Source organism: Paenibacillus sp. GP183 (assembly GCF_900104695.1).
Taxonomy (GTDB): domain Bacteria; phylum Bacillota; class Bacilli; order Paenibacillales; family NBRC-103111; genus Paenibacillus_AI.
In genome coordinates this window covers 4,183,355-4,204,065 of the sequence record NZ_FNSW01000001.1, presented here as the reverse complement: position 1 = coordinate 4,204,065, position 20,711 = coordinate 4,183,355, and the positions used below count along the sequence as shown (strand labels likewise).

Genomic DNA, 20,711 nt, shown 5'->3' with positions numbered 1-20,711 from the left:
GACACTTCATCACCCAAGGGGATAAAGTGTCCGGGTTATTATTGGCGACTTTCGCTCCGATCAGGTCAATGCAGGAGCCTTACGATAATGAGTAGCTTGTTCAAACGAGAACGCCACCCTGATCAACGTCGGTTCGCTGTAGGCACCGGCAGTAAATGTTGCTGCAACTGGTTTTCCATCTGCAGTGTAACCGGCAGGAACGGTAATAGACGGATACCCGGCTTTAGCCGCAATGGCTGCACCGGTCGTATTTGGAAAAAGCAACGCATCCAAGTCATACTTATGCATGACATAATCAATGCCCTCGTCACGCGACAAACGCAGGTCCTTAAGACGATCCATGATATATTGCGGTTCGGTCAGCGTTCCGCTGGTTGAGTTAGATTCCGTCAGAAGCACATCGCCATACTTCAAATTGTGAGCGATATCGTTAATATCAAACGTGATTATATCTGACAATGAACGAACAGATGCATTAGGTCCCAGGCTTTCCAGGTAGGCGTTGATATCCGACTTAAATTCATGCTTGAAGACAGTTGATTGAAATTCTGATAACTCTACTGCGGATGGAATATCAGCGTTGTCCACAATTATGGCGCCCTGAGCTTTCAAGTCATCGATTACCGTATTCATCAATTTGTTCTCTTCATCTGTGATTGTGCTGTAATAGTAAGCTCGGGGTATCCCGATTCTTGCTCCTTTTAGCCCATCTTTATCTAAAAAAATAGTGTAGTCGGTATAAGATTTATCAATGCTTGTTCCTGTAATGGGATCCTTTTCATCCACGCCTGTCAGAACCCCTAGCATTGCAGCGGCATCTGCAACCGTTCGGGCAATAGGACCAGCGGTATCCTGACTATGTGCAAGAGGAATAATACCGTCCCTGCTAATAAGCCCGACTGTCGGTTTAATTCCGACTACGGAGTTATTGTAAGCCGGACTTAGAATAGAACCTGAGGTTTCGGTCCCGATGGCTAGAGCAGTCAAATTGGCAGCAACGGATACCCCCGATCCAGCGCTGGATCCACCGGTACCGAAGACACCGGGCTTATATGGATTTAGAACTTGGCCGCCCCGAGAACTGTACCCACCCGGCATGCCTCTAGTCTTATAGTTGGCAAATTCAGTCATGTTCACTTTTCCAAGAATGACTGCTCCGGCTTCTCGAAGTTTTTTGGCTACGAAGGAATCATCGGGCGCATAGGAGTTTGCAAGGGCTAAGGAACCTGCACTTGTGTGCATTTTATCTCCCGTATCGATATTGTCCTTTAACATCACTGGAATCCCATGAAGAGGTCCTCGAGATCCCTTCAATTTCCGTTCCGCATCAAGCGATTCGGCTATAGCAAGGGCATCCGGATTAATTTCCAGAACGGAGTTCAGGCTAACGCCTTGCTTATCGAATGCAGCGATACGTTCCAAATACATCGATACAAGCTTTACTGAGGTTAGCTCTTCCGATTTCATAGCCTCTTGCATGTCCGCTACGGTTGCTTCCTCGATCTTAAATGACAAGGATCGTATTTCCATAAACAATTCCTCCCAATTATGTAATGTTAAATAAATGACCATATAACTGCACTAATCATATTCTCTCGTTCTAATTTAACATATTTATATTACTTTCACCTCCATATATTGTTATCTTATATATATTTGTTCAAATTGTAATTAAATCGTGTCCAATTAACCTCTTGCATCAAAATCGCATATGGAATACATTGTAAGTGAACAGTGTTAATTAAAAGGGAGACCCTATGGTTAAAGCTACAACAGGCAAGAAAGCAGTAACCCGGCGACGGAAGAAGGAACAAAAAGATGAGCTCCGTTCCCTCATTCTACGAACGGCGGGTAATTTGTTCGTTGAGCTTGGGTACAACGGCTTCTCCATGCGTAAGCTTGCTGAACTTATCGGTTATTCGCCTGCGACATTGTATTTATATTTTCGCGATAAGGATCACCTGCTCTTCCTCGTGGTCGACGATGCATTTTCCCGCTTCAAGAAGCAGCTGGAGCATGCTGCCGAGAGCAGTGATGCTGCATGGGAGCGGCTGGGCCGTTTGGGAGAAGCCTATGTGAGGTTCGGGCTCGAAAATCCCGCCTACTACCAGCTTATGTTCATGTGGAGAATTGATTATTTGACAGAAGTGCGCGACGGGAAGGAAATTCCGAGGGTGCAAGCCTTCGAGGTACTGCTGCATACGGTGCGGGATGCTATCGAGCAAGGAGCGCTGCAGGCAAGCGTGCCGGAGACGACCAGCGATATGCTGTGGGCAATGATGCACGGAATCGTCTCTCTGTCGATTCAGATGCCCATGTTTGACAAGGAGCGCACCGACAAGCTGATCCAGCATGCTATGGAAATGATTTATAGGGCCTTGCACGTTTAGGCCCTAAATTCACTGTTTAACTAAACGGTGTTCATTTAAAAATTGCAAAGGAGATGTTGAAGAATGAATCTGTATGCGCTTCTGCTGATTATCCATATTGTCGCCGGCACTATCTGCTTGCTCTGCGGAGCCTTGGCCGCGTCGTTTCGCAAGAGGAAAGGCGCTCATACCGTGTCTGGCGAAATCTACCATGCCAGCTATGTGGTCGTTTTCGTAACAGCCGTAGCGATGGCCCTCATGAAATGGTCGGAGCTTGCCTTTTTGTTTTATATCGCCCTGTTCTCCTACGGACTTGCTTTATACGGATATTTGGCTCGCAAGCGGCTGTGGCCCAATTGGCTCCAACATCATATCGGGGGCATGTTAGGTTCCTATATAGGTGTCATTACCGCCGTATTGGTAGTAAACGGGCACACCGTGTCCGCCGAAACCGGCATTCCCAATCTGCTTCTATGGTTTCTGCCAACCATCATCGGGACACCGATTATCCGGATGGTGAGCGCTCGTTATTACCGGCGCGGTCGATAAATATTCTGGTGCATACTCGACTCCGCAACGCAGATACCGGTCAAAATTATCAGGTCAGAAAAAAGACTTATAAATATAGTACCATGAGCTCCTCATCAAAGTATGAATTATCAATTTTTAATGATCGCTTATCTATTCCGTAAGTCTCAAAACCCAAGGAATTATAGAGTTTTTTTGCTGGTTCATTTATTGAAACGACAGTTAAATAAATCTGTTCAATATGTTTTATTTCTTTTGCCTTCTTAATGGCTTCTATCATTAAATTCTTAGCTATTCCAACTCCACGTTTTTTAGGAGAAACGTACATTGCGTAAATATTTGCTCTATGTTTAAATTTATTTTTCTGTTCCAATACTAAAGTAACTACACCGAAAAGTTGTTCATTTTCCAATGCACCAAAAGTAAAAGAATGCTCCTCTTTGAACCTGCTCTCAAATTTTTCCAAGGAAAATTCTTTTTCTTCTTCATAGCTGGAACCAAATGCTTCAGGATGGGTTCGTAACGCTTCCAATCTGATGTTCCTGTAAATCTCCGCATCCTTTGGTTCAAGTATCCTAATTTCCATAGTAGCCTCCTTAAAGCCTATCGCTTGAGATGATACTTCCATTATACAATTTTTTATGGTATTCCCTTACTAAATTGCTTGTTATGAGAACAAGCTATTACAACGTAGAAAAAGAGCGAACCTTTTGGACCGCTCATTAACTAATATATAAGGGTAACGTTCTTACTTTAAGTTAAAAATACCCTTCCCAGTTTCCATACTAATTGGCAATGATGAATGTGCATGTGTTATGGTCCAAGATTCATTTTCTTTTCTTAAACAGAATGTGAATCTATTTGTCATCTGACGAAGTTTCTCTCCAGATTCGTTGTGAGCAGCGAACGTAACAGCACAATGAACGAAAGCGAAATTCGAATTTTCTTCAACTACTAAATCATCAAAATCTGTTTTGAGTAAAACACCTTCCTCGCTTAAACCATTAAACCACCCTTTCACTATTTCCTTCCATTGAGTAATGCCGGTGCACTCCCAGTTTTCCCAACAATCATAAATATGGATGTCAGAAGCGAATGTAGATACAAATCTCTCAACATCTTTCTCATAAATTGCAGATTTGTAATTTTCCAGAACATCCTGTACTTTATTAAAGCCAAAACTCATGAATACATCTCTCCTTTATTGTTCTCGTTAGTTCAGTCTGTCCCTCTTATATTCAGCGCCTGGGACGGATACCTGGATACTCAGCAATTGACCCGTCCTTGATCCTGCCATTTTGTCAAAACCGCGCCACTCTGCCGTCAATAAAAATAACGTTGTGCGGTCAGCCCCGCCAAGCATACAAGCGAAGCAGCCCTGGTCGAGCTCGACTCTCTGTACAATTTCACCGCCTTCGCGTACACGTACGCAGCGCTTGTTGGGAACATCGCTATACCATATGGCTCCTTCTGTGTCGAGACAAATACCGTCGGGATAGCCGTCTCCAAGATCGGCCCAGACACGCCGGTTTAATAGAGTGCCGTCATCGGCGATGTCGAAAGCAGTGAGCTTTTGGCCGAACGATTCTGAAATAATCAAAGTGGAATTATCTGGCGTCACAACCATGCCGTTAGGGAAAGCAATCCCGTCGGCCACCAGTCTGGTAGAACCATCAGGTTTAATAAGAGCTATGATGCCCGGTGCAGAGAGGTCAACATCTCCACCGTTGACGTAGATGTTACCCCGTCCATCCACGACGATTTCGTTCCAAACCTTGGCGAGGCCATTCAAGTCGGCATGGGGCACCAGCGTTCCCTCTTGCTCTCTACGAAGCAGAGGCTGATCACTCGTCGAGACAATAATCAAGCGCCCATCGGGCAGCCAATCGATAGAGAAGGGAAACGACGGGAAAGGTACGCGAACAACTACCTCGCTGGCACCTTGGGGATCGACTGCAATGATCTCCTGAGCGTCCCAATTAGAAAACCATAAACGGCCCTCGTGCCAGCGTGGCGATTCTCCAAACGCAAGACCGGTTTCCAACAACTGTAGTTCTGCAGCGTTCTTTCTAGACTTGTCCGCTTGCTCATGAGCATTATTTTCGACAGTCATCTTTATACCTCCTTATGGTTTCTTTGGAAAATTCACATTATAATTCGAAATCTCATACAAGTCCACCTAACATAATCATTATACTAATTGTGAAAAGGGTCCATTTCTTATAGATTGCTATATTTCTTGGTCCATATGAGTATTGGCATTCAATGATCAGACAGGAATGCCATCTTTGTTGATATTATCCGTAAACTGGGCTGCGAATTTACAGAGGAATCGGCAACGATATGGATTAGTTATGTTAAGATGGTCTCATATAAAAAACTGCCAAACTTGGGAATGGTGAAAATATGACTAGAGACGAATTGAGCAAATTAATTGAACGGCGTGAAGAAGGAAGAGCCAAGCAAGATCAAACGATCTTAAGTGAGGTTCGCGAGCAATTATTAGAATTGCTTTCCGATTACCCGGATGATGCGGAGATCAACTACCAAACCGGGATAGCGAATGACAATTCCGGCCTTGGACATGAGGCTATTCCATATTATGAGCGGGCTCTTAAGCTGGGACTCTCTGGTCATGATCTAGAAAGATGCCTAATGGGTCTGGGGAGTACATACCGCTACTGGGGGTACTACCAAAAAGCAGTTGAGACGTTACGCAGAGGCGTGAGGGAATTTCCGGAGAACCGGGCAATTCAAGTGTTTCTTGCCATGGCTCTGTACAATAGCCAAAACTACAAGGAAAGTGTTGAACTGCTGATCACCAATTTAATGGAAACTACCTCAGACGAAAAACTACATTATTTTAAACGCGGGATATTGGCTTACAACGAAGACCTTGATAAAACAGCCGAATAAACATAAAGCTGATCTCCTCTTGATGATCCGAATATAGATTGATTGCTGTTAGTTACTTAGCCATTGGATACGTCTCCTTCAAAATAGTTTTACGTTCTTATCCTACTCCGTTAGACGCGTCTCGTATTGGAAAAATCGGACATTAATAGCATTTGGTTTGGTGTCATTCTTGAAAATGCTTTTAATTCTTGTATGAAATGAGCTTGGTCGTAATATCTTACCTACCTCTTGTTTATTGTCTGCACAATTGGGATAAAATTCAGCAGTTTATCCCGTAAATCTGAAAAGCTCTCCTCTCCAAATTTTTTCGCAAATTCCTCATCGAGTTCAGTTACTATACCATATAGTTTATTCATCATTTCGATGCCTTTAGGCGTAAGAACAATCAACCATGCACGTAAATCTTTCTGGCTTTTCTCTCTATGGATATAACCTTGCCGCTCAAGGTATTTCACAAGTTCCCCCATCGATTGTTTGGTTATCCCAGAACGCTCAGCCAATTCAGTAGCTGTAAGCCCTGAATCAGAAAAATACAATGGTTGCAATACAGGCGTATGGGTAGTACGAATATCCTCATAACCGACGGATTCCATCTTTTGATTAATGATTTTGGCTACCTCTTGATAAGCACTACGTAACAAAGCACCAGTTCGCATTTCATTTATGGTTTTCAAGACCCATTCTCCTCTTGCCTAATTAGTAAGGAACCTTTATTATAGTAGTAAGGATACCTTATCTTATCATTTGTGATCTGAGTTGTCCATTTTACGATACCAAGGGAGTGGTGATGAGTAATGAAAGCAAACGTAGTAAGACAAGATGCTGGTAAATTTATCAACTTGGGACCCAATCAAATTTGGGTGAAAGAAGACGGTTCACTGACACGTCAAACGCTTTATTTTATATTCTAGAAGGAGAAATTGAGTTCATAGTTGAAGCGGAGGTTGTGACCGCTTTCACAGGTGATGTGGTCACAATTCCAAGCGGGGTTGCCCACACATATCGCAATGCATGCGATAAAAAGGCAAGAATTCTTATTCTTCATACAGATGCACAAATGGTTAAATTTTTTGAAGAAACCGAGTTATTAATTCAATCAGGTGTTCCTGCTCCAAAGGCTATTAACGAATTGTTGCCTAAATATAATACCGACCCTCTACCAACCATATAATATTGCACTATCATAGGGTCGCTACATAGATTAACAGACACCGGAGGAGGTGCCTGTTAATCTTTTATTTTTCCAATTCCGTTAGCACAATCCAAAATTACAAAAAATATACTAATTATTTGTTTTCTATGAGTCCATAATGAATACCCATTGGGTCAATGATAAAAGCTAGTTTGAAGTTTCCGAAATCCATTACGTCCTGAATCAGCTTACCGCCATTTTCAACTGCCTTTGTGATCGATTCATCAATTGAATCAACTTGGATTTGCAAGCGGACACCAACTGGGAAATGTTCTGGCCCCTGTGCTATACCTCCATCGATGCCAGTCTTATCGGAAGGACCAGTTTTAGCAGGGTAATATCCCCAATTAGGCTCACCAATTTCCCACCCGAATACGTCAGCATAGAATTTGGAATGTGTTGCAGCATCCTGACTGCTGATTTCGAAACCAATAACGCGACTCATAGACTCATCCACCATTCAATATAAATTTTGGTACTTATATCCACTTTATAAAACAAGTGTTCCCATGTCAATATATAAGGTTAAACTACACCGTGTTTCATATAGCTTCACACCTCTTTATAGAAATAAGACTAAAATCAGCATCAAGGTATAGAGCAGAATAAATAATAGCAAAGTCAATTTACTTGATCCAAGCTCATACTGTATTCTCTTAAGAACTTCTCTTGGTTCCAAATCATATCCAATAGCACAATCATGAACGTACTCGACTGAACAACAAAGCACCCATTCCCTATAGGAATGAGTGCTCTTAGCGTTCAGTTTTCATTTATCTGTTTACAAAAATTGACCAGTTCATATTGTATTTGGCTCGTTACAAACTGTAGACGTCAGAATATTTTTCTTCTAAATACTGCACCAAATAATCTGGATTAAGCTCTTCGCCGGTTACCCGTTTGATCAGATCCGATGGCAGATAGACGCTGCCATGCTGGTGAATCTGCTCCCGAAGCCATTCGCGGATCGTTCCAAATTCATCTCGGCGAACCCTGTCATAGAAGTCCGGGAATTGCTTGAGAATCGTTTTGCGAATTTGTGCCGAATACAGATTGCCCAACGAATACGTCGGGAAATAGCCGAAAACGCCATAAGACCAATGAACATCCTGGAGCACACCGACATCTTCCGTCGGAGGTTCGATACCCAGATACTCCCGCATTTTTTCGTTCCACAGCTTCGGTAAATCTTTGACCTCGAGCGTGCCGGCCACCAGACCCTTCTCGAGTTCATAGCGGAGCATGATATGTAGGTTATACGTAACTTCATCGGCTTCCACACGGATAAATGACGGCGAAACGATATTAACCGAACGGTAAAAGTCGCGAAGCGAGACATCTTCGAATTTGCCGGGGAAAAAGTGCTTATAATCATCCAAATAACGCTGCCAGAATGCCTCGCTGCGGCCGACCATGTTTTCTAAGAATCGGGATTGAGATTCGTGTATGCCCAGCGATATGCCTCCACTTATGACCGATCCTTCATAATCCGGATTCACGCCTTGTTCGTAGATGGCATGACCCGCTTCATGAATCGTCGCGAACAGAGAACCTTTTGGATCGTTATCGAAATAACGGGTTGTAATGCGAACATCTCCGACATTAATCGTGCACGCGAACGGATGAGCCGTTACATCCAATCGTCCTGCTTCCAGATCGTACCCCAATAACGGGAGTAGAAATAAGTTGAATTTCTCCTGCTGGCCAACGTCAAACGTGCCTTCAAAAACATCCCTGGGCTGATCTGAAGAGCTCCGGATGCGCGCAAGCAGCTGTACCGTCTTTTCGCGAAGGGTGCCGAATATCCCATCCAGTTGCTCAACGGTTAAACCTGGCTCATATTTATCCAGCAGTGCATCATATGGATGTTTCTCATATCCGTAAAGCTCCGCGTATTCGCGAATCAGCTCTACCGTTCGCTCGAGAGTCGGACGGAATTTCTCGAAGTTATTCTCTTTCCGTGCTTCCTCCCACACCGTCCGTGCATTGGCGGTATGAATCGTAAACTCTTTATGTAGCGCCTCCGGAATCTTTTTGTTTTTATCGAATCCCCGCTTATGCTCACGAACCGCAGCTTTGGTCGGTTCATCCAACTGCTGCTGCGCATCCGGCTTTGAAAGCGCATTTAACAAACGCTCCAATTTATCAGATGTTCCCAGACGGAATAGCTCGGTTGACAGCGTACCGCGCACCTTGGAGAAATAAGCTTTTCCTTTCGGCGGTGCTTTGACCTGCTGGTCCCAACCCGCCAGGCTGAGCATATCGGAGTAATGTGTCATCGTCTCGTCAAGTTCTTTGAACTGTTGTACGATCGTCTGCAAATCTTCACGCTGGTCGATTTTGGTCATGGTCATCATCCTTTACTATTTTACTAATTCTATCATAAGATCCTCCTGGTTCCGCTCAGAGCTCGCAGAATTTCTTAATTACACTACCATAATTAGGAATTTAATACTCTAATTATTGAATCGCCTGTTTAACTCTTATTTAATATAACTGCCCGATATCTTAATAAAGTGAGAGGCTTGTGGTTCATTGCTTTAAACTGTCCGTTAGCACAGCGAAGGACCGCCGGGCAGCCCTTCCTTCAATTTCATTATTGTAATCCGTTGAATAATTAATGATTCATTTCCTGATTTATTATGTATTATTTATTAAGTCTTCTACTAACACCCCGTTAATCTTCAATCCAGATATATCACAATCGCGAATATCCATATTTGCTAAATTACAGTTTGTTAATTGACCCTTAGATAGGTCACAATTTATAAAGCTAACTGGTTTGTAAACGCCATTTGGATTGTAATTACCATCACCTTCCATAGGGAGAACAACATTACGAAATTCAGTGCCAAATAAATGAACATGGTCAATAACAGCATGACTAAAATTAGCATTTTTGATTTCAGCACCTGAGAGATTTGCATCCGAAATTCTAAACTCAGACATATTCACATCGTTTAATTCCATTCCACTCATATTTGCATTATTAATTTGCGTCTTTGCCAAATTGACATTGTCAAAATTTAATTCCTCAGCTTTAACCTTCAGAAACCTCGACCCAGAAATGTCCGCCATTTCAAAATCTAAACGTTCAACTTTTAATTCCATCTTCATCAACTCCAAATCATTAGTATCAAACAATATTATTGCTATAAAATAGGAAGCATGTAACCACCACGCTCTACTGTCATTCCGTATCCTTCAAAGAAAGTGATAATCTCCGATTCAGTTTCAATAGCGTTAGGCTTGGGACGAATTGCTAAAGATACATCGTATCTCGGGTTGCCAAACGCTCCACCGCTCCAGTCAATAATACATGTAACTTTCCCATCACGTACTAATACATTATCAATTAAGTCTGATTCAATGACAATAACAGACAGCCTTGTGGTATAAAAGTTTAATTGGTTAATTATCTTCTCGCATCAAATACCGAACAAAACTGTCTTCTTCATTCGTCCCAATGACTAGTGATGCATATTGCGGGGAGATGCTAAAACAAATCATGAAGAACCTGCTTCGGAGCATCCTTATCCCCTTTCAAAAAATATTCATGTCCGCCGAATCTTGCCAACGCCTCTTGGTCGGGCAGCCAAACCCACTCATCGATTTCGGTTTGGCAGCGGTGAGCCCGAAATGCAGCCAGCTTCGCCTCCAGATGAGCATGCACGTCGATTTTGATAACATCCTTTCGGGTATAACCGTACTGCTCCGGATGCACCATCGTGTCGCCGAAAGTAATGAAATATAAATCTCCCCTATGTTTGATTCGTTGAAAAGCGGCAATCGTAGCTTTTCCGATTGCGCAATGATCCGGGTGTCCACCCAGTGTTTCGTGAAATGTAAGAACGACGTCGGGATCCATTTCGCGGATCAGATCCGCAATTCGTGCTGTCAAGCTATCCGCATCAGTAAACTCAACCGTCTTGTCGCGAATATCCAAGAAAATGAGGTGCCGGACGCCCAGGCTTGCGCAGGCTTGCCGCAGCTCCATTTCGCGGGCGGCTGCCAACGATTCCCGGTTCAGGTAGAATGGATTGCCCATTCGGCGTCCCATTTCGCCTCGCGTGGCGCTCACCAGCGTAATGTCGACCCCTTCGCTGGCGTATTTTGCGAGGGTGCCTCCACAAATAAACGACTCGTCGTCAGGGTGTGCAAACACCGCCAGAAGCTTTCGCAATGGGGCTTTATCGATTGTATTCATTCTGGAAATGGCTCCTTTCCCAAATGAAGGGCAACGTTCATTCGCCCCCTGTCGTCATATCCAGCGAGCAGCAGACGACCGTTCTCATCTACCTCATAATGTGTGAGCGCTTCCATCCGCAGCCAGCCATGCCCATCGAATCTGAGAGCGGCACGAAAGGGACCTTCCCCAGCTATAAAGGCGTGAGTCACTTTGACCTTGAAATTGCGGACGAAGACAAATGAAGTCGCCTCGCTGTGGATATAGGCGTCCGCCCCGACGAAGGTCCGTAGCTCGACCTCCACTTGCGACCTGATTATTTTGATCATCGCGTTTGGTTCTCTTTTCTGAAAGAATTTTTGATTGCCAGATAATAATATCACAAAAAGCATCTTTTAACGTATGAAATCTGGAGTCTCAGTAGCCCTCATTTACCACAGTCATCTCAAATCTTACTTTTACAAAAAGTACTTTCTTGTTTACTGAACAGTTCGAAAACTTTCTATGAAATGCTGGGCACTTTTAGACAAATACCGATCCTTCAACCACAGGATACCGACTTCTGATTGAAAGTCTGCATCTTGAATACTGAGCATCTTAAAAATAGTAGTCGGAAAAGAAGACATGACCGATTTAGGAAACACGGTAGCGGCAATCCCCTGAGCAATAAGTGACATAATGATGGCTACGCTAGAACATTCGCAAATAACATTAGGCTCTAACCCATGGCTTTTGAATTCGTTCACAACCTGCTCGTGCATCCGTGTTGTCTTATCCGTCTTTAATGTTAAGAAAGGAAAACTGGCTAATTCTCTCATGCTAATCGTCTGGTCTTCAGAATTCTGAGTCCATGAGCTTGGAATTACGGCTACAAATGGGTCCGAAGCTAAAGGCAGAATGGAGTATTGCTGAAGATGTGTTTGAGCCTCAAAAGGCAGTCTAGCTATGACTAGTTCAATTTCTCTCTTCACTAGCTTTTCCCCTAAATAAAAATGATCACCTTCTGAAATTTTAAAAGTAACTTGGGGATAATTTCCCCTGAATAGCTCAATTTGCTTCGGTATGAGTGAAATACATGATACAACCGAACCGATGGATAGAACTCCTCGAACACCTTCTTCTAATTCTTTGACCTCTTTTATCGTTTCGTCTAGTTGATTAAGCAGCCTTTCTGCCTTCTGCATAAGCAGCTCCCCAGCAGCTGTAAGCTTTAAACGCATTCTGTTTCGATCAAATAACCTCACCCCGAGCTCCTCTTCCATAAGTTTGAGCTGTCGGCTTAATGGCGGTTGTTCCATATTAAGCAACTTAGCGGCACGTGTGACTTGCCCTTCATGTGCTATTGCTAAAAAATACTTTAACTGACGTATGTCCATAACACTCTCTTTCATCATACCTAAAAAGTATGAACTATAAATAAAATAGATATTTTAAATATATTCTATGAGATGGTATTATACAACTATCGATAAATTGAAACTAAGGAGAGATGTTCAGGATGGTTCAACCTTTGGGAATAAAATTTGAGGAAAGTTTAACTAAGAAAATAAAGCCACCTCAAGACCAGCTTGGATTCGGGGTTTATTTTACGGATCATATGTATATAATTGATTACGCTTTTGAAAAGGGATGGCATCAACCTCGTATTGTGCCTTATCAACCCATTGTCTTAGACCCTGCAGCCAAAATATTTCATTATGGACAATCCATTTTTGAAGGATTAAAAGCTTACAAAACTGAGGATGGACGAATCCTTCTATTCAGACCGCAAAAAAACATAGAAAGATTAAACCGTTCCAATGATCGTTTGAATATTCCTCAGTTAGATGAGAGTGTCTTCTTTGATGCGTTGAAACAATTGATTTCCGTCGATCAGGATTGGATTCCGACTGAACCTGGGACTTCTCTGTATATACGTCCTTTTGTTTTTGCTACTCAACCTGCATTAGGCTTATCACCTTCCACAAATTATCAGTTCATAATCATTATGTCGCCAGTTGGAGCATATTACCCTGAGGGTGTGAACCCGGTTAAGATCTTTGTGGAACCGGAGTATGTTCGTGCAGTCATTGGGGGAGTTGGCGAAGCCAAGACAGCTGGAAATTATGCGGCGGCTCTAAAGTCACAAGAAAGTGCCAAAGAGAAAGGTTATACCCAAGTCTTATGGCTGGATGGCGTTCATAGAAAATATATCGAAGAGGTCGGCAGCATGAACGTATTTTTCAAAATCAATGGGACTGTTCATACTCCGTCCTTAAATGGAAGTATCTTAGACGGTATAACACGGAATTCCATTATTCAACTGTTAAAGCATTGGAACATCTCGATTGAAGAGAGGACCATTTCAATTGAGGAATTGTATGAAGCTGGTAAAGACGGTTTTTTAGAGGAAGCATTTGGTACAGGTACGGCGGCCGTTATTTCCCCGATTGGTGAACTCAACTGGTGTGATGAAAAGCTTGTGATAAAAAATGGTCGGACTGGCGAACTCTCGCAAAGGCTTTACGAAGCTTTGTCTGGTATACAAAAGGGAACGATGCCAGATCCGTTTGGTTGGATGGTAGAAGTTAGAGTCAAATAAACTTAATTTCATTCTATATCTTTGCGTCAAACGTAAGGACATCACCAGTAACGCTGAAACCAGCCTTCAAATAGATTCCAAGGCCATCTTTTGAAGCTTGCAGCACACAGAAGCGGCGGTTCTCGGCACAGGCATCCTTCAGCAGGCGCTGGAACATGGCACTGCCAATGCCTCTCCTGCGGTAATCGTTGTGGGTAACAATATCATAGATCCCAACGGTCTGGGTGCCAACAAACAGCGTCCCGATGGCAACGACTTTGCCATGAAACGTTCCAAGATAGTAACGCATGGCAGGAAACATACTGAGCGGGTATGTGCACAGCTCTTGAAAGTACGCAAACACCTGGCGTCCCTCACTTGAGTCTCCGAGAAGAGCAGCTATCACCTCCCAGAAATGAAGCAGGTCACTGGCCGTCGTGGCTTGCTTGATCTCTAAACCCTCAACATGAAGAGAGGCCATCTGTATCTGAGAGAGGTCTCCATACATGGCGGTATGGGTTTCGGTATGTGCCAGTCTATGCTGGATGAGCGTTGCTATGCCTGCTCTATCAAAGTCGCTCTCCCAGTACCATACAGCTAACGGAAAGCCTTTGGTGGTAAATCGGTCAACGCTCGCCAGCATCTGGGCCGATACGGACATATCTCTGATTACAATCACGTTAAACGTATCACTCGGCAAGCCGCAATCAACGGATAGGAAGCTGATTTGATCATCGACCGTCATACCATTGATACTTCGAGCAACATAAGAAACTTTTTCTTCAAAGTTTTTGCGGACATCCAGGTGCATATACTGCTCCTTTCTAAGGAACATTGTGCTTCGTCATGAATCATGTCCCCGACACAGTATTTATCTCCATTCATTACGCTTCTTCCCAAAGACGGCGCAAATTGTCCATACCGATTTTGGACCCCAGCCTGCACTCTTCCATCCCTTCAAACTCGACGGTAATATATCCGTCATAGCCCGACGCTTTGATCAGCTTGACGATCCTGCGGATATCAATGTCCCCATGCCCGATAATGGCGCCGCGCAGATAGTTGCCATGGGCCGTTCGGAACCATTCGCCGTCTCCAGGATGCTGATCATATGACCGGAAATAAAAATCTTTGAAATGAATCAGAGAAGCATAAGGCAAATTCTTCTTAACTCCAATGATGGACGATTCATCCACGCACATGAAATTGCCGATATCCAGCGTCGTTCTAAAATTGGGCCGGTCCACGGCCAACAGCACTCGTTGCACGCGGTCGCTCGCCTGAACGCTGAATCCGTGATTTTCAACAGTTGTAGTGATCCCGTATTGGGTGGCGTAATCGGCGATCAGCCTGCTGCCCTGTACAATGACCGGCAGGCTCTTCTCCAGCCAACCGATCGTCATCTGTTCTGGCGGAATCATAAAGGCCGTCACATCATGCCGCATATGCATCATGCCCAAACGTGCGACCAGATCGACATGCTCCTTGATACGCATCACTTCCGCCTCAAAAGTCTCTTCCGTCTCTTGAACGAAATTGGCTGGCATGGAATAGTTGGACAGCTCGATTCCAGCCGATTTCGATTCCTCGCGCACCGCGTCCGCCAACTCTGGATTGTCCACGAGCGTAAATCCATAGGGTACGATTTCCATATGCTCCCCGCCGTTGCCGGCAATCCAGCGGATCACGTCAAGTACAGACATTTCGCCGGATTTGATGGCGGGAAGCAAGCTGTACGTGCTCAAACCGATTTTCATTTTGACCAAGCCTCCTTATTCAATTCAAAATCGGGATCGATGAAATTGCAGGTGGTGTCAGCTTCGCTGGTACTACCCTTGTTTGACGATCAAACAAGCGAATAAACGGAAAAACGGAGTCCCACATTAAGGACTCCGTTTCCAGCTGTCCGGGAAACCGTCGAATTTGTAAACACTGACAACGCAACACTACACGGATGCCTTGCCCATAATCGGCTTAGGCTCAGGGCCGCCGAAAGAGACGTTCTGCTGAATAAGCAGCTGCACATTTTGTTCCCCGAACGTGCATGTCGTCGTCAGACAGAAGGGAGTCTCCACGAAACGGGTCGTCAATAAGAGCGTGTTCTTGTCGCGCCAGGTCATGGAAGAGCAGCCGGGATTCTCTTCCTTCGTATACATAGTGTACGTACCTTCGCGCCATTCATTTCTCCCGAGTTGAAAGGTATGCATTCCCCGGTTGTCGCTAATGAGAAGAGTCCCCCCCTGCTCGGAAAACCGGATGGATAATGCGCGAAGGCCCTCCTTGTTGTCCTCCAGCTCGTACTCGACGCCCGAAATTTCCGCTTCCAACGGAGAGCTTGCTTCCAGTCTCGGCGGCTCCAACTTCAAGTTCCGCAGTTCCAGCAGCAGCGAGGCTTCCGCATCCCGGTTCTCCTGCAGTGCCTCGGTGCCCATAGCAGGTAGCAGATGTTCCCAGACGGCGTTAAGGACAGCCTGCATGTCGCTGACACCGGACGTAATGGCCAGGACTGCGTCCTGCTCGGGCATCACGATGCAGTACTGACCGAAGGCGCCGTCTCCGCGGTAAGCGTTGTGTCGGCATCTCCAGAATTGGTATCCGTACCCTTGTACCCAATCCGTACTCGTGCTTGGACCGTTGGAAATTTGCTTGGAGGTCGCTTCCTCCACCCACGCTTCGGGGAGGAGGTGCTTTCCGTCCCACTGCCCCTTATGCAAATATAAAAGTCCGAATTTCGCAATGTCTTCGGTTTTGACCTTCATGCCCCAGCCGCCAAAGTTAATTCCGCGAGGACAGCTTTCCCATGTCGCACCGTCAATGCCAAGCGGCTTCAGCAGCCGGGGCTGCAAATAGTCGAGCAGCGTCTGGCCAGTGATTTGCTGCAGGATCGCCGAAAGCAAATAAGTAGCCCCGCTGTTATAAACGAATTGAGTACCGGGCTCGTGCTCAACCGGAAGCTGTAGGAAGCCCCGAACCCAATGGTCGGTTTCCTGCATCGGTCCTGCGGTATCCTGGGCATGGCCGGTGCCCATCATGAGCAGATGGCGGATTGCCATGGAGGCGAGATTGCTCGATACGTCCGAGGGCGTATCCTCCGGAAAGAACGAAATGACCTTGTCATCCAGGGAAATCCGGCCTTCCTCCGCCAGAAGCCCTATGGCCGTAGAGGCGAAGCTTTTGCTGAGCGAGAACAGCATGTGCGGACGTTCGGGCGCATAAGGAGCCCACCAGCCTTCCGCGACGACGCAGTCGTGCCGCACAAGTATGAAGCTGTGGAGCTCCAGCCCCTGTTTTTGAACCGCTTTCAAGAATCGGACGACGGCATCGGATGCGATGGCTTGAAGCTCCGGGCTGCTTCTTGGGATGTCGAGAGTAATGATATTGGTCATCTCCTTTCGGACTTGTAATTGCAGTATACCAACATTTGGAAACTATGAACAGGTCCTCGCGGGCTAATCTTACCCTTCAATGCTCCGACCATAACGCCCCTTTACGAAATATTTATGAACGAACGGATACACGGGGTAGTACTATCATCGCTGAAAGCGCGAGGTTTGGTCGAAAGGTCGATGAAATAATTTTCCCATCAGTTAGCACATCAGACCAGCGAGTTTATCACTGGAAGCCTGCTTGATCTTTGTTATTAGATGAGGCTACTGTTTAGTTTGAGATAATCTAATACAATATTCACTCTTTCTTTAACTGAATGGTTTCCCTCAATCCTCAATATCGGACAAGTTAAATCTGACATCCAATGCTCGTCCATATATCCTAATACCATGATTTTTTAAAATCCACCAAGTAATTGGATTAATATCGGCGCCTCTTCCATCTGCATGTAATTGTTTATTATAGTAGGTCAATAAAGAACTAATTTCACTTCCTGGTTTCCCCAGATCATTAATGAGTAAGTAAGCTCCCATTATATCAGTGTTTGGAATCCCATTTTCAACCTCTTCATGAGCTGCTGAGATTGCCTGAATATCCGATATACTAGGTTGCTCTCGAAGAATTGCGATAAAATCTATATCGCTGGAACCCTCGATATAATCTCCTAACGCGACCGAACCGTAAATATAAACAGATTCAATGTTTGAAGTGTTCCTATTTAAAGAGCAACACAACTTATTCATTGTCAGTTCAACTACCTGCGGTAACATGGTTAGCTCCCTTCAAGATACAAAATTCTTGTGCTCACGCATTAATTCCACGAATTATCCTTATATCCTTTTTTGTTGTGAAATTGCATTAAACTACCCTTATTGTTGAGCAAATCTGCTCGTTAGCTGAGCGAAGGGCTACCACGAAGCGACCCTTTTGGGTGCTGAACTCTCTCGTTTTCCATTAACTGAGTGCTGTCATGAAGCTGGTTCTGGCTTCCTTTGAGTGACTAGTCACAGCATGCATCGATCCTGTAAAATAAAGATATCATTCTATCCGATCGGAGAATCCCTCATGTCAAATGTCTTTCCTGAATTGCATACCCTGTCCGACATTTTTCCTTATTTCCAAGCTATCCCAGCTGATGATTGGGCCGCTGCACAGCCTCGGCTTAGAACATTTTCTGTTAAATCGACCTTATTTCATAAAGAGGATGCCGCTGAGTATGCCTTGTTCCTCATTGCAGGAACAGTACAGATCTCGAATGTTACCGAAGGGGGCCGTGAAGCGCTTTCCAACCGGCTGTCGGCCGGTGATATATGCGCCATTATGGTGCTAAGCGGTTTAAGTGAACGCGAATATCCATGTACCATTACGGCGGAGACCGAGGTGACGGCCCTGTTCGTGGCGAAGAGCTCGTTTATACGATGGATTCAGATGTATACGCCTATTCGGAATGCGGTATTCGGAAACATTTTGGATGGGTTGATCCGTATGGGCAGCATCCTTTCAAGTAAAATGGCGCAGCCGCTGGACTCTCGGCTCGCCGGAACGTTGTTGAGGCTGACGTTGGAGCAGCAACCGACCGTCCAGATTACTCATCAGCAGTTAGCTGTCGAACTAGGGTCCGCTCGTGAAGTAATCAGCCGCGTTTTGAGCCGAATGCAAAAGAAGAGTTGGATCGAAATGGGACGGGGTTGGGTATCAGTTCGGCAGCGGGGAGCATTGATGGAGCTCGTTGGTGACCAGGTCACAGAAGGTAAGAGCATCTCATGATAAAGTAAAATCAGACGGGCCAGACTGAGGTCTACCCAATACATGACTAGGAGGCTTATCACAATGAGAATTCCATTATCTAAGGGGGAAATCGCCCCTGATTTCGCGTTCGCAGGTGTCGACGGAGTTCCTCTCCAGTTGTCCGATCTTCGCGGCCGCAAGGTGCTGCTCGCGTTCTTTCGCAACGCCGCCTGCGCGATGTGCAACTTGCGGGTGCGGCATTTCATCCGGCGCTACAACCAGTGGAGCCTGCAAGGACTGGAGATATTAGCGGTGTTCGAATCTCCGGAAACTAACATGTCCCAGTATGTCGGCCGGCAGGAAGCGCCATTCCCGTTAATTGCTGATCCTAAAGCCGATCTCTATGACCTATACGGCGTCGAAGTGTCCGAGGAGAAGGTGCAAGCGACTATGGCTGATACGAATACACAGAAGTTCGTAGCTGAGGCGGCGGCTGAAGGTTTTGCTTTGACTCCGGAGGAAGGATCCAACTTCTATCGCATCCCGGCCGAATTCTTGATCGACGAGAACGGTATCGTACAGGATGCGCACTATGGCCAACTAGTGATAGATCACTTACCGCTCGACGTAATCGACCGTTTTGCTGATGGTAATAACGCCGCAGTCGATTCAGGAGAGTTTGTTTAATCTAAATTGAAGCCGAGATAGAAAAGGTGATTTACAACTTTTGAACTATCCTGCCTGTTATTTCAATAAACCAAAAGAGGAGCTGCCACGAGCCAGCTCCTCTGCTATTATTCTCCGTTAGAGCGTAACCGAAACATCAAGAGATGACGCTCTAATTTTATAACTTTACTCTTTTCAGTGGCCATACATGTACATCTAGCCTTTTACAATAGTGAGCACAAAATGGATCTGGTAAATCAATTCCATATGTTTTAAGCATCGAATTTTCGCTAATCTCATACTCCACATCCTGCAAAATCCACGGTTGATGATTAATTTCAGAAATAAATACCCGATTACGATCCTCACTGTATAAACAATACCTTTCAACTAACCAATAATCTAAGGTTCCTTGTTCTGCGCGGTAAACTTCCGATATTGGTTTATAGCTTCCCTTAAATGTAACTCTCTTCTCTTTTCTAATACTTTCATAGACTTGTTTATTATCCGCCTCGCGAGCGATATGTATATGTGAAAAGAAATAAGGTAATTTATAGATTCTTCTGCCAAAGAAAACCCCAAACGCACTCTCGGCATCTAAACTGAAGAAATAAACTCCAGGTTTATTTCCTACTTTCACATAAGTTCTTACGTTTAGCTCTGGAAAATTCGATAAATAAGGTACGGATGGAGTTCCCCTAAACCGAATTCCACACATCCAAAAAGGCACAACACTGATCCAAGCAAATTCATTATAAGTATCAATTTCTAAGCCAGTGGGAACATGATGTCTAAGAGATTCCACCTTGACGGGGTAATGCAAAAATAAAAGATCTCGCCAACTTTGCTTTATGATCCAAGAACCACTTGGGACAGGCCAAGGTCGTTGTGAATTCATGATTATCCGAACACTTCCCTCCAACTCCATCGAGAATCCAAGAGCTTCAACAATTGTATCACTACTCAATGGTTCTCTCCGTGAGCGTTTTACCTAAATGATACCATAAGACTAATTAAATTAACTGAGATATTATTGAACAAATCTGCCCGTTTGCTTAATCACCCTGGCAGTCTTGCTGCCTTGTACATTCCAAGTGTTCATTCATCTAATTTTTCTCCATACTAAAAATTAAGCATTCACCCAATAAAGTGAACACCTAGTTACTTCAAAACTTTGTT

23 protein-coding genes and 2 pseudogenes are annotated in these 20,711 nt (G+C 44.6%); 7 read left to right on the top strand and 18 right to left on the bottom strand.

Going from position 1 to position 20,711, the window contains the following annotated elements; genetic code table 11:
- Positions 1-60: 60 nt before the first annotated feature.
- Positions 61-1,530, bottom strand: coding sequence for an amidase family protein (locus BLV33_RS20715; protein WP_090796164.1), 1,470 nt, complete (start codon positions 1,528-1,530; stop codon positions 61-63).
- A 227-nt stretch (positions 1,531-1,757) separates the two neighbouring features.
- On the opposite strand from BLV33_RS20715, the gene BLV33_RS20710 reads away from it, so the two are divergent.
- On the top strand, positions 1,758-2,390 hold the full coding sequence (locus BLV33_RS20710) for a TetR/AcrR family transcriptional regulator (RefSeq protein ID WP_090796160.1): 633 nt from the start codon (positions 1,758-1,760) through the stop codon (positions 2,388-2,390).
- 63 nt (positions 2,391-2,453) lie between these two features.
- Complete coding sequence (locus tag BLV33_RS20705) at positions 2,454-2,918, top strand: DUF2306 domain-containing protein (RefSeq protein WP_090796155.1); 465 nt, start codon at positions 2,454-2,456, stop codon at positions 2,916-2,918.
- 67 nt (positions 2,919-2,985) lie between these two features.
- Here the strand turns inward: BLV33_RS20705 and BLV33_RS20700 are convergent, their stop codons facing one another.
- From BLV33_RS20700 to BLV33_RS20690, 3 genes are all read right to left on the bottom strand, one after another.
- The gene (locus tag BLV33_RS20700; RefSeq protein ID WP_090796151.1) at positions 2,986-3,483 is read right to left on the bottom strand and encodes a GNAT family N-acetyltransferase; all 498 of its coding nucleotides are present in this window, start codon (positions 3,481-3,483) and stop codon (positions 2,986-2,988) included.
- Positions 3,484-3,645: 162 nt separating this feature from the next.
- Entirely contained in the window at positions 3,646-4,083 is a 438-nt protein-coding gene (locus BLV33_RS20695; protein WP_090796147.1) for a YybH family protein, read from the bottom strand.
- Positions 4,084-4,110: 27 nt separating this feature from the next.
- Positions 4,111-5,010 (bottom strand): SMP-30/gluconolactonase/LRE family protein, encoded by a 900-nt coding sequence (locus BLV33_RS20690; RefSeq protein WP_090796143.1) that lies wholly within the window; start codon positions 5,008-5,010, stop codon positions 4,111-4,113.
- A 293-nt stretch (positions 5,011-5,303) separates the two neighbouring features.
- Here BLV33_RS20690 and BLV33_RS20685 point away from each other — a divergent pair, with 293 nt between their 5' ends.
- Positions 5,304-5,813 (top strand): tetratricopeptide repeat protein, encoded by a 510-nt coding sequence (locus tag BLV33_RS20685; protein WP_090796141.1) that lies wholly within the window; start codon positions 5,304-5,306, stop codon positions 5,811-5,813.
- Between the two features lie 221 nt (positions 5,814-6,034).
- Here BLV33_RS20685 and BLV33_RS20680 read toward each other — a convergent pair whose 3' ends face one another.
- Complete coding sequence (locus BLV33_RS20680) at positions 6,035-6,487, bottom strand: MarR family winged helix-turn-helix transcriptional regulator (RefSeq protein WP_090796137.1); 453 nt, start codon at positions 6,485-6,487, stop codon at positions 6,035-6,037.
- A gap of 182 nt (positions 6,488-6,669) precedes the next feature.
- Between BLV33_RS20680 and BLV33_RS20675 the strand changes: the two genes are divergently transcribed.
- A complete protein-coding gene (locus BLV33_RS20675; RefSeq protein ID WP_171909229.1) occupies positions 6,670-6,984 on the top strand; it encodes a cupin domain-containing protein in 315 nt (104 codons plus the stop codon).
- 115 nt (positions 6,985-7,099) lie between these two features.
- Here the strand turns inward: BLV33_RS20675 and BLV33_RS20670 are convergent, their stop codons facing one another.
- From BLV33_RS20670 to BLV33_RS20640, 7 genes and pseudogenes are all read right to left on the bottom strand, one after another.
- Entirely contained in the window at positions 7,100-7,450 is a 351-nt protein-coding gene (locus BLV33_RS20670) for a VOC family protein (protein WP_090796130.1), read from the bottom strand.
- A gap of 373 nt (positions 7,451-7,823) precedes the next feature.
- A complete protein-coding gene (locus BLV33_RS20665; protein ID WP_366414827.1) occupies positions 7,824-9,353 on the bottom strand; it encodes a carboxypeptidase M32 in 1,530 nt (509 codons plus the stop codon).
- Positions 9,354-9,645: 292 nt separating this feature from the next.
- Positions 9,646-10,116, bottom strand: coding sequence for a pentapeptide repeat-containing protein (locus tag BLV33_RS20660; protein ID WP_090796123.1), 471 nt, complete (start codon positions 10,114-10,116; stop codon positions 9,646-9,648).
- Positions 10,117-10,157: 41 nt separating this feature from the next.
- Positions 10,158-10,361 (bottom strand): annotated as a pseudogene (locus BLV33_RS30205) (phosphotransferase); the annotation flags it as partial.
- 140 nt (positions 10,362-10,501) lie between these two features.
- A complete protein-coding gene (locus tag BLV33_RS20650) occupies positions 10,502-11,212 on the bottom strand; it encodes a PIG-L family deacetylase (protein WP_090796120.1) in 711 nt (236 codons plus the stop codon).
- Positions 11,209-11,520, bottom strand: a complete 312-nt coding sequence (locus BLV33_RS20645) for a DUF1806 family protein (RefSeq protein ID WP_090799097.1) — start codon at positions 11,518-11,520, stop codon at positions 11,209-11,211. The genes BLV33_RS20650 and BLV33_RS20645 overlap by 4 nt, the downstream gene beginning before the upstream one ends.
- Before the next feature lie 150 nt (positions 11,521-11,670).
- Positions 11,671-12,567, bottom strand: coding sequence for a LysR family transcriptional regulator (locus BLV33_RS20640; RefSeq protein ID WP_090796117.1), 897 nt, complete (start codon positions 12,565-12,567; stop codon positions 11,671-11,673).
- A 122-nt stretch (positions 12,568-12,689) separates the two neighbouring features.
- On the opposite strand from BLV33_RS20640, the gene BLV33_RS20635 reads away from it, so the two are divergent.
- On the top strand, positions 12,690-13,772 hold the full coding sequence (locus BLV33_RS20635) for a branched-chain amino acid aminotransferase (RefSeq protein WP_090796113.1): 1,083 nt from the start codon (positions 12,690-12,692) through the stop codon (positions 13,770-13,772).
- Positions 13,773-13,785: 13 nt separating this feature from the next.
- Here the strand turns inward: BLV33_RS20635 and BLV33_RS20630 are convergent, their stop codons facing one another.
- The 5 genes and pseudogenes from BLV33_RS20630 to BLV33_RS20615 all read right to left on the bottom strand — a co-directional run bounded on the left by BLV33_RS20630 (position 13,786) and on the right by BLV33_RS20615 (position 17,881).
- The gene (locus BLV33_RS20630; RefSeq protein WP_171909228.1) at positions 13,786-14,562 is read right to left on the bottom strand and encodes a GNAT family N-acetyltransferase; all 777 of its coding nucleotides are present in this window, start codon (positions 14,560-14,562) and stop codon (positions 13,786-13,788) included.
- A 73-nt stretch (positions 14,563-14,635) separates the two neighbouring features.
- Positions 14,636-15,508, bottom strand: coding sequence for a sugar phosphate isomerase/epimerase family protein (locus BLV33_RS20625; protein WP_090796106.1), 873 nt, complete (start codon positions 15,506-15,508; stop codon positions 14,636-14,638).
- A 189-nt stretch (positions 15,509-15,697) separates the two neighbouring features.
- Entirely contained in the window at positions 15,698-17,137 is a 1,440-nt protein-coding gene (locus BLV33_RS20620) for a serine hydrolase domain-containing protein (protein ID WP_090796103.1), read from the bottom strand.
- A 254-nt stretch (positions 17,138-17,391) separates the two neighbouring features.
- Positions 17,392-17,514 (bottom strand): annotated as a pseudogene (locus BLV33_RS30200) (hypothetical protein); the annotation flags it as partial.
- Positions 17,465-17,881 (bottom strand): nucleotidyltransferase domain-containing protein, encoded by a 417-nt coding sequence (locus BLV33_RS20615; protein ID WP_253187256.1) that lies wholly within the window; start codon positions 17,879-17,881, stop codon positions 17,465-17,467. The pseudogene BLV33_RS30200 and the gene BLV33_RS20615, both read right to left, overlap by 50 nt.
- Positions 17,882-18,203: 322 nt before the next feature.
- On the opposite strand from BLV33_RS20615, the gene BLV33_RS20610 reads away from it, so the two are divergent.
- Together BLV33_RS20610 and BLV33_RS20605 are read left to right on the top strand one after the other, a co-directional pair.
- A complete protein-coding gene (locus tag BLV33_RS20610; RefSeq protein WP_171909227.1) occupies positions 18,204-18,905 on the top strand; it encodes a Crp/Fnr family transcriptional regulator in 702 nt (233 codons plus the stop codon).
- A gap of 63 nt (positions 18,906-18,968) precedes the next feature.
- On the top strand, positions 18,969-19,553 hold the full coding sequence (locus BLV33_RS20605) for a peroxiredoxin family protein (RefSeq protein WP_171909226.1): 585 nt from the start codon (positions 18,969-18,971) through the stop codon (positions 19,551-19,553).
- Positions 19,554-19,710: 157 nt separating this feature from the next.
- Here the strand turns inward: BLV33_RS20605 and BLV33_RS20600 are convergent, their stop codons facing one another.
- Positions 19,711-20,499 carry a YqjF family protein gene (locus BLV33_RS20600; RefSeq protein ID WP_090796090.1) on the bottom strand — a complete coding sequence of 263 codons (789 nt, stop codon included), beginning with the start codon at positions 20,497-20,499 and terminating at the stop codon, positions 19,711-19,713.
- Positions 20,500-20,711 lie beyond the last annotated feature (212 nt).

Coding starts and splice junctions, on each gene's coding strand:
- BLV33_RS20715 (WP_090796164.1), bottom strand. CDS start 1,530: ATGGAAATACGATCCTTGTCATTTAAGATCGAGGAAGCAACCGTAGCG.
- BLV33_RS20710 (WP_090796160.1), top strand. CDS start 1,758: ATGGTTAAAGCTACAACAGGCAAGAAAGCAGTAACCCGGCGACGGAAG.
- BLV33_RS20705 (WP_090796155.1), top strand. CDS start 2,454: ATGAATCTGTATGCGCTTCTGCTGATTATCCATATTGTCGCCGGCACT.
- BLV33_RS20700 (WP_090796151.1), bottom strand. CDS start 3,483: ATGGAAATTAGGATACTTGAACCAAAGGATGCGGAGATTTACAGGAAC.
- BLV33_RS20695 (WP_090796147.1), bottom strand. CDS start 4,083: ATGAGTTTTGGCTTTAATAAAGTACAGGATGTTCTGGAAAATTACAAA.
- BLV33_RS20690 (WP_090796143.1), bottom strand. CDS start 5,010: ATGACTGTCGAAAATAATGCTCATGAGCAAGCGGACAAGTCTAGAAAG.
- BLV33_RS20685 (WP_090796141.1), top strand. CDS start 5,304: ATGACTAGAGACGAATTGAGCAAATTAATTGAACGGCGTGAAGAAGGA.
- BLV33_RS20670 (WP_090796130.1), bottom strand. CDS start 7,450: ATGAGTCGCGTTATTGGTTTCGAAATCAGCAGTCAGGATGCTGCAACA.
- BLV33_RS20665 (WP_366414827.1), bottom strand. CDS start 9,353: ATGACCAAAATCGACCAGCGTGAAGATTTGCAGACGATCGTACAACAG.
- BLV33_RS20660 (WP_090796123.1), bottom strand. CDS start 10,116: ATGGAATTAAAAGTTGAACGTTTAGATTTTGAAATGGCGGACATTTCT.
- BLV33_RS20650 (WP_090796120.1), bottom strand. CDS start 11,212: ATGAATACAATCGATAAAGCCCCATTGCGAAAGCTTCTGGCGGTGTTT.
- BLV33_RS20645 (WP_090799097.1), bottom strand. CDS start 11,520: ATGATCAAAATAATCAGGTCGCAAGTGGAGGTCGAGCTACGGACCTTC.
- BLV33_RS20640 (WP_090796117.1), bottom strand. CDS start 12,567: ATGGACATACGTCAGTTAAAGTATTTTTTAGCAATAGCACATGAAGGG.
- BLV33_RS20635 (WP_090796113.1), top strand. CDS start 12,690: ATGGTTCAACCTTTGGGAATAAAATTTGAGGAAAGTTTAACTAAGAAA.
- BLV33_RS20630 (WP_171909228.1), bottom strand. CDS start 14,562: ATGCACCTGGATGTCCGCAAAAACTTTGAAGAAAAAGTTTCTTATGTT.
- BLV33_RS20625 (WP_090796106.1), bottom strand. CDS start 15,508: ATGAAAATCGGTTTGAGCACGTACAGCTTGCTTCCCGCCATCAAATCC.
- BLV33_RS20620 (WP_090796103.1), bottom strand. CDS start 17,137: ATGACCAATATCATTACTCTCGACATCCCAAGAAGCAGCCCGGAGCTT.
- BLV33_RS20615 (WP_253187256.1), bottom strand. CDS start 17,881: ATGAATAAGTTGTGTTGCTCTTTAAATAGGAACACTTCAAACATTGAA.
- BLV33_RS20610 (WP_171909227.1), top strand. CDS start 18,204: ATGTCAAATGTCTTTCCTGAATTGCATACCCTGTCCGACATTTTTCCT.
- BLV33_RS20605 (WP_171909226.1), top strand. CDS start 18,969: ATGAGAATTCCATTATCTAAGGGGGAAATCGCCCCTGATTTCGCGTTC.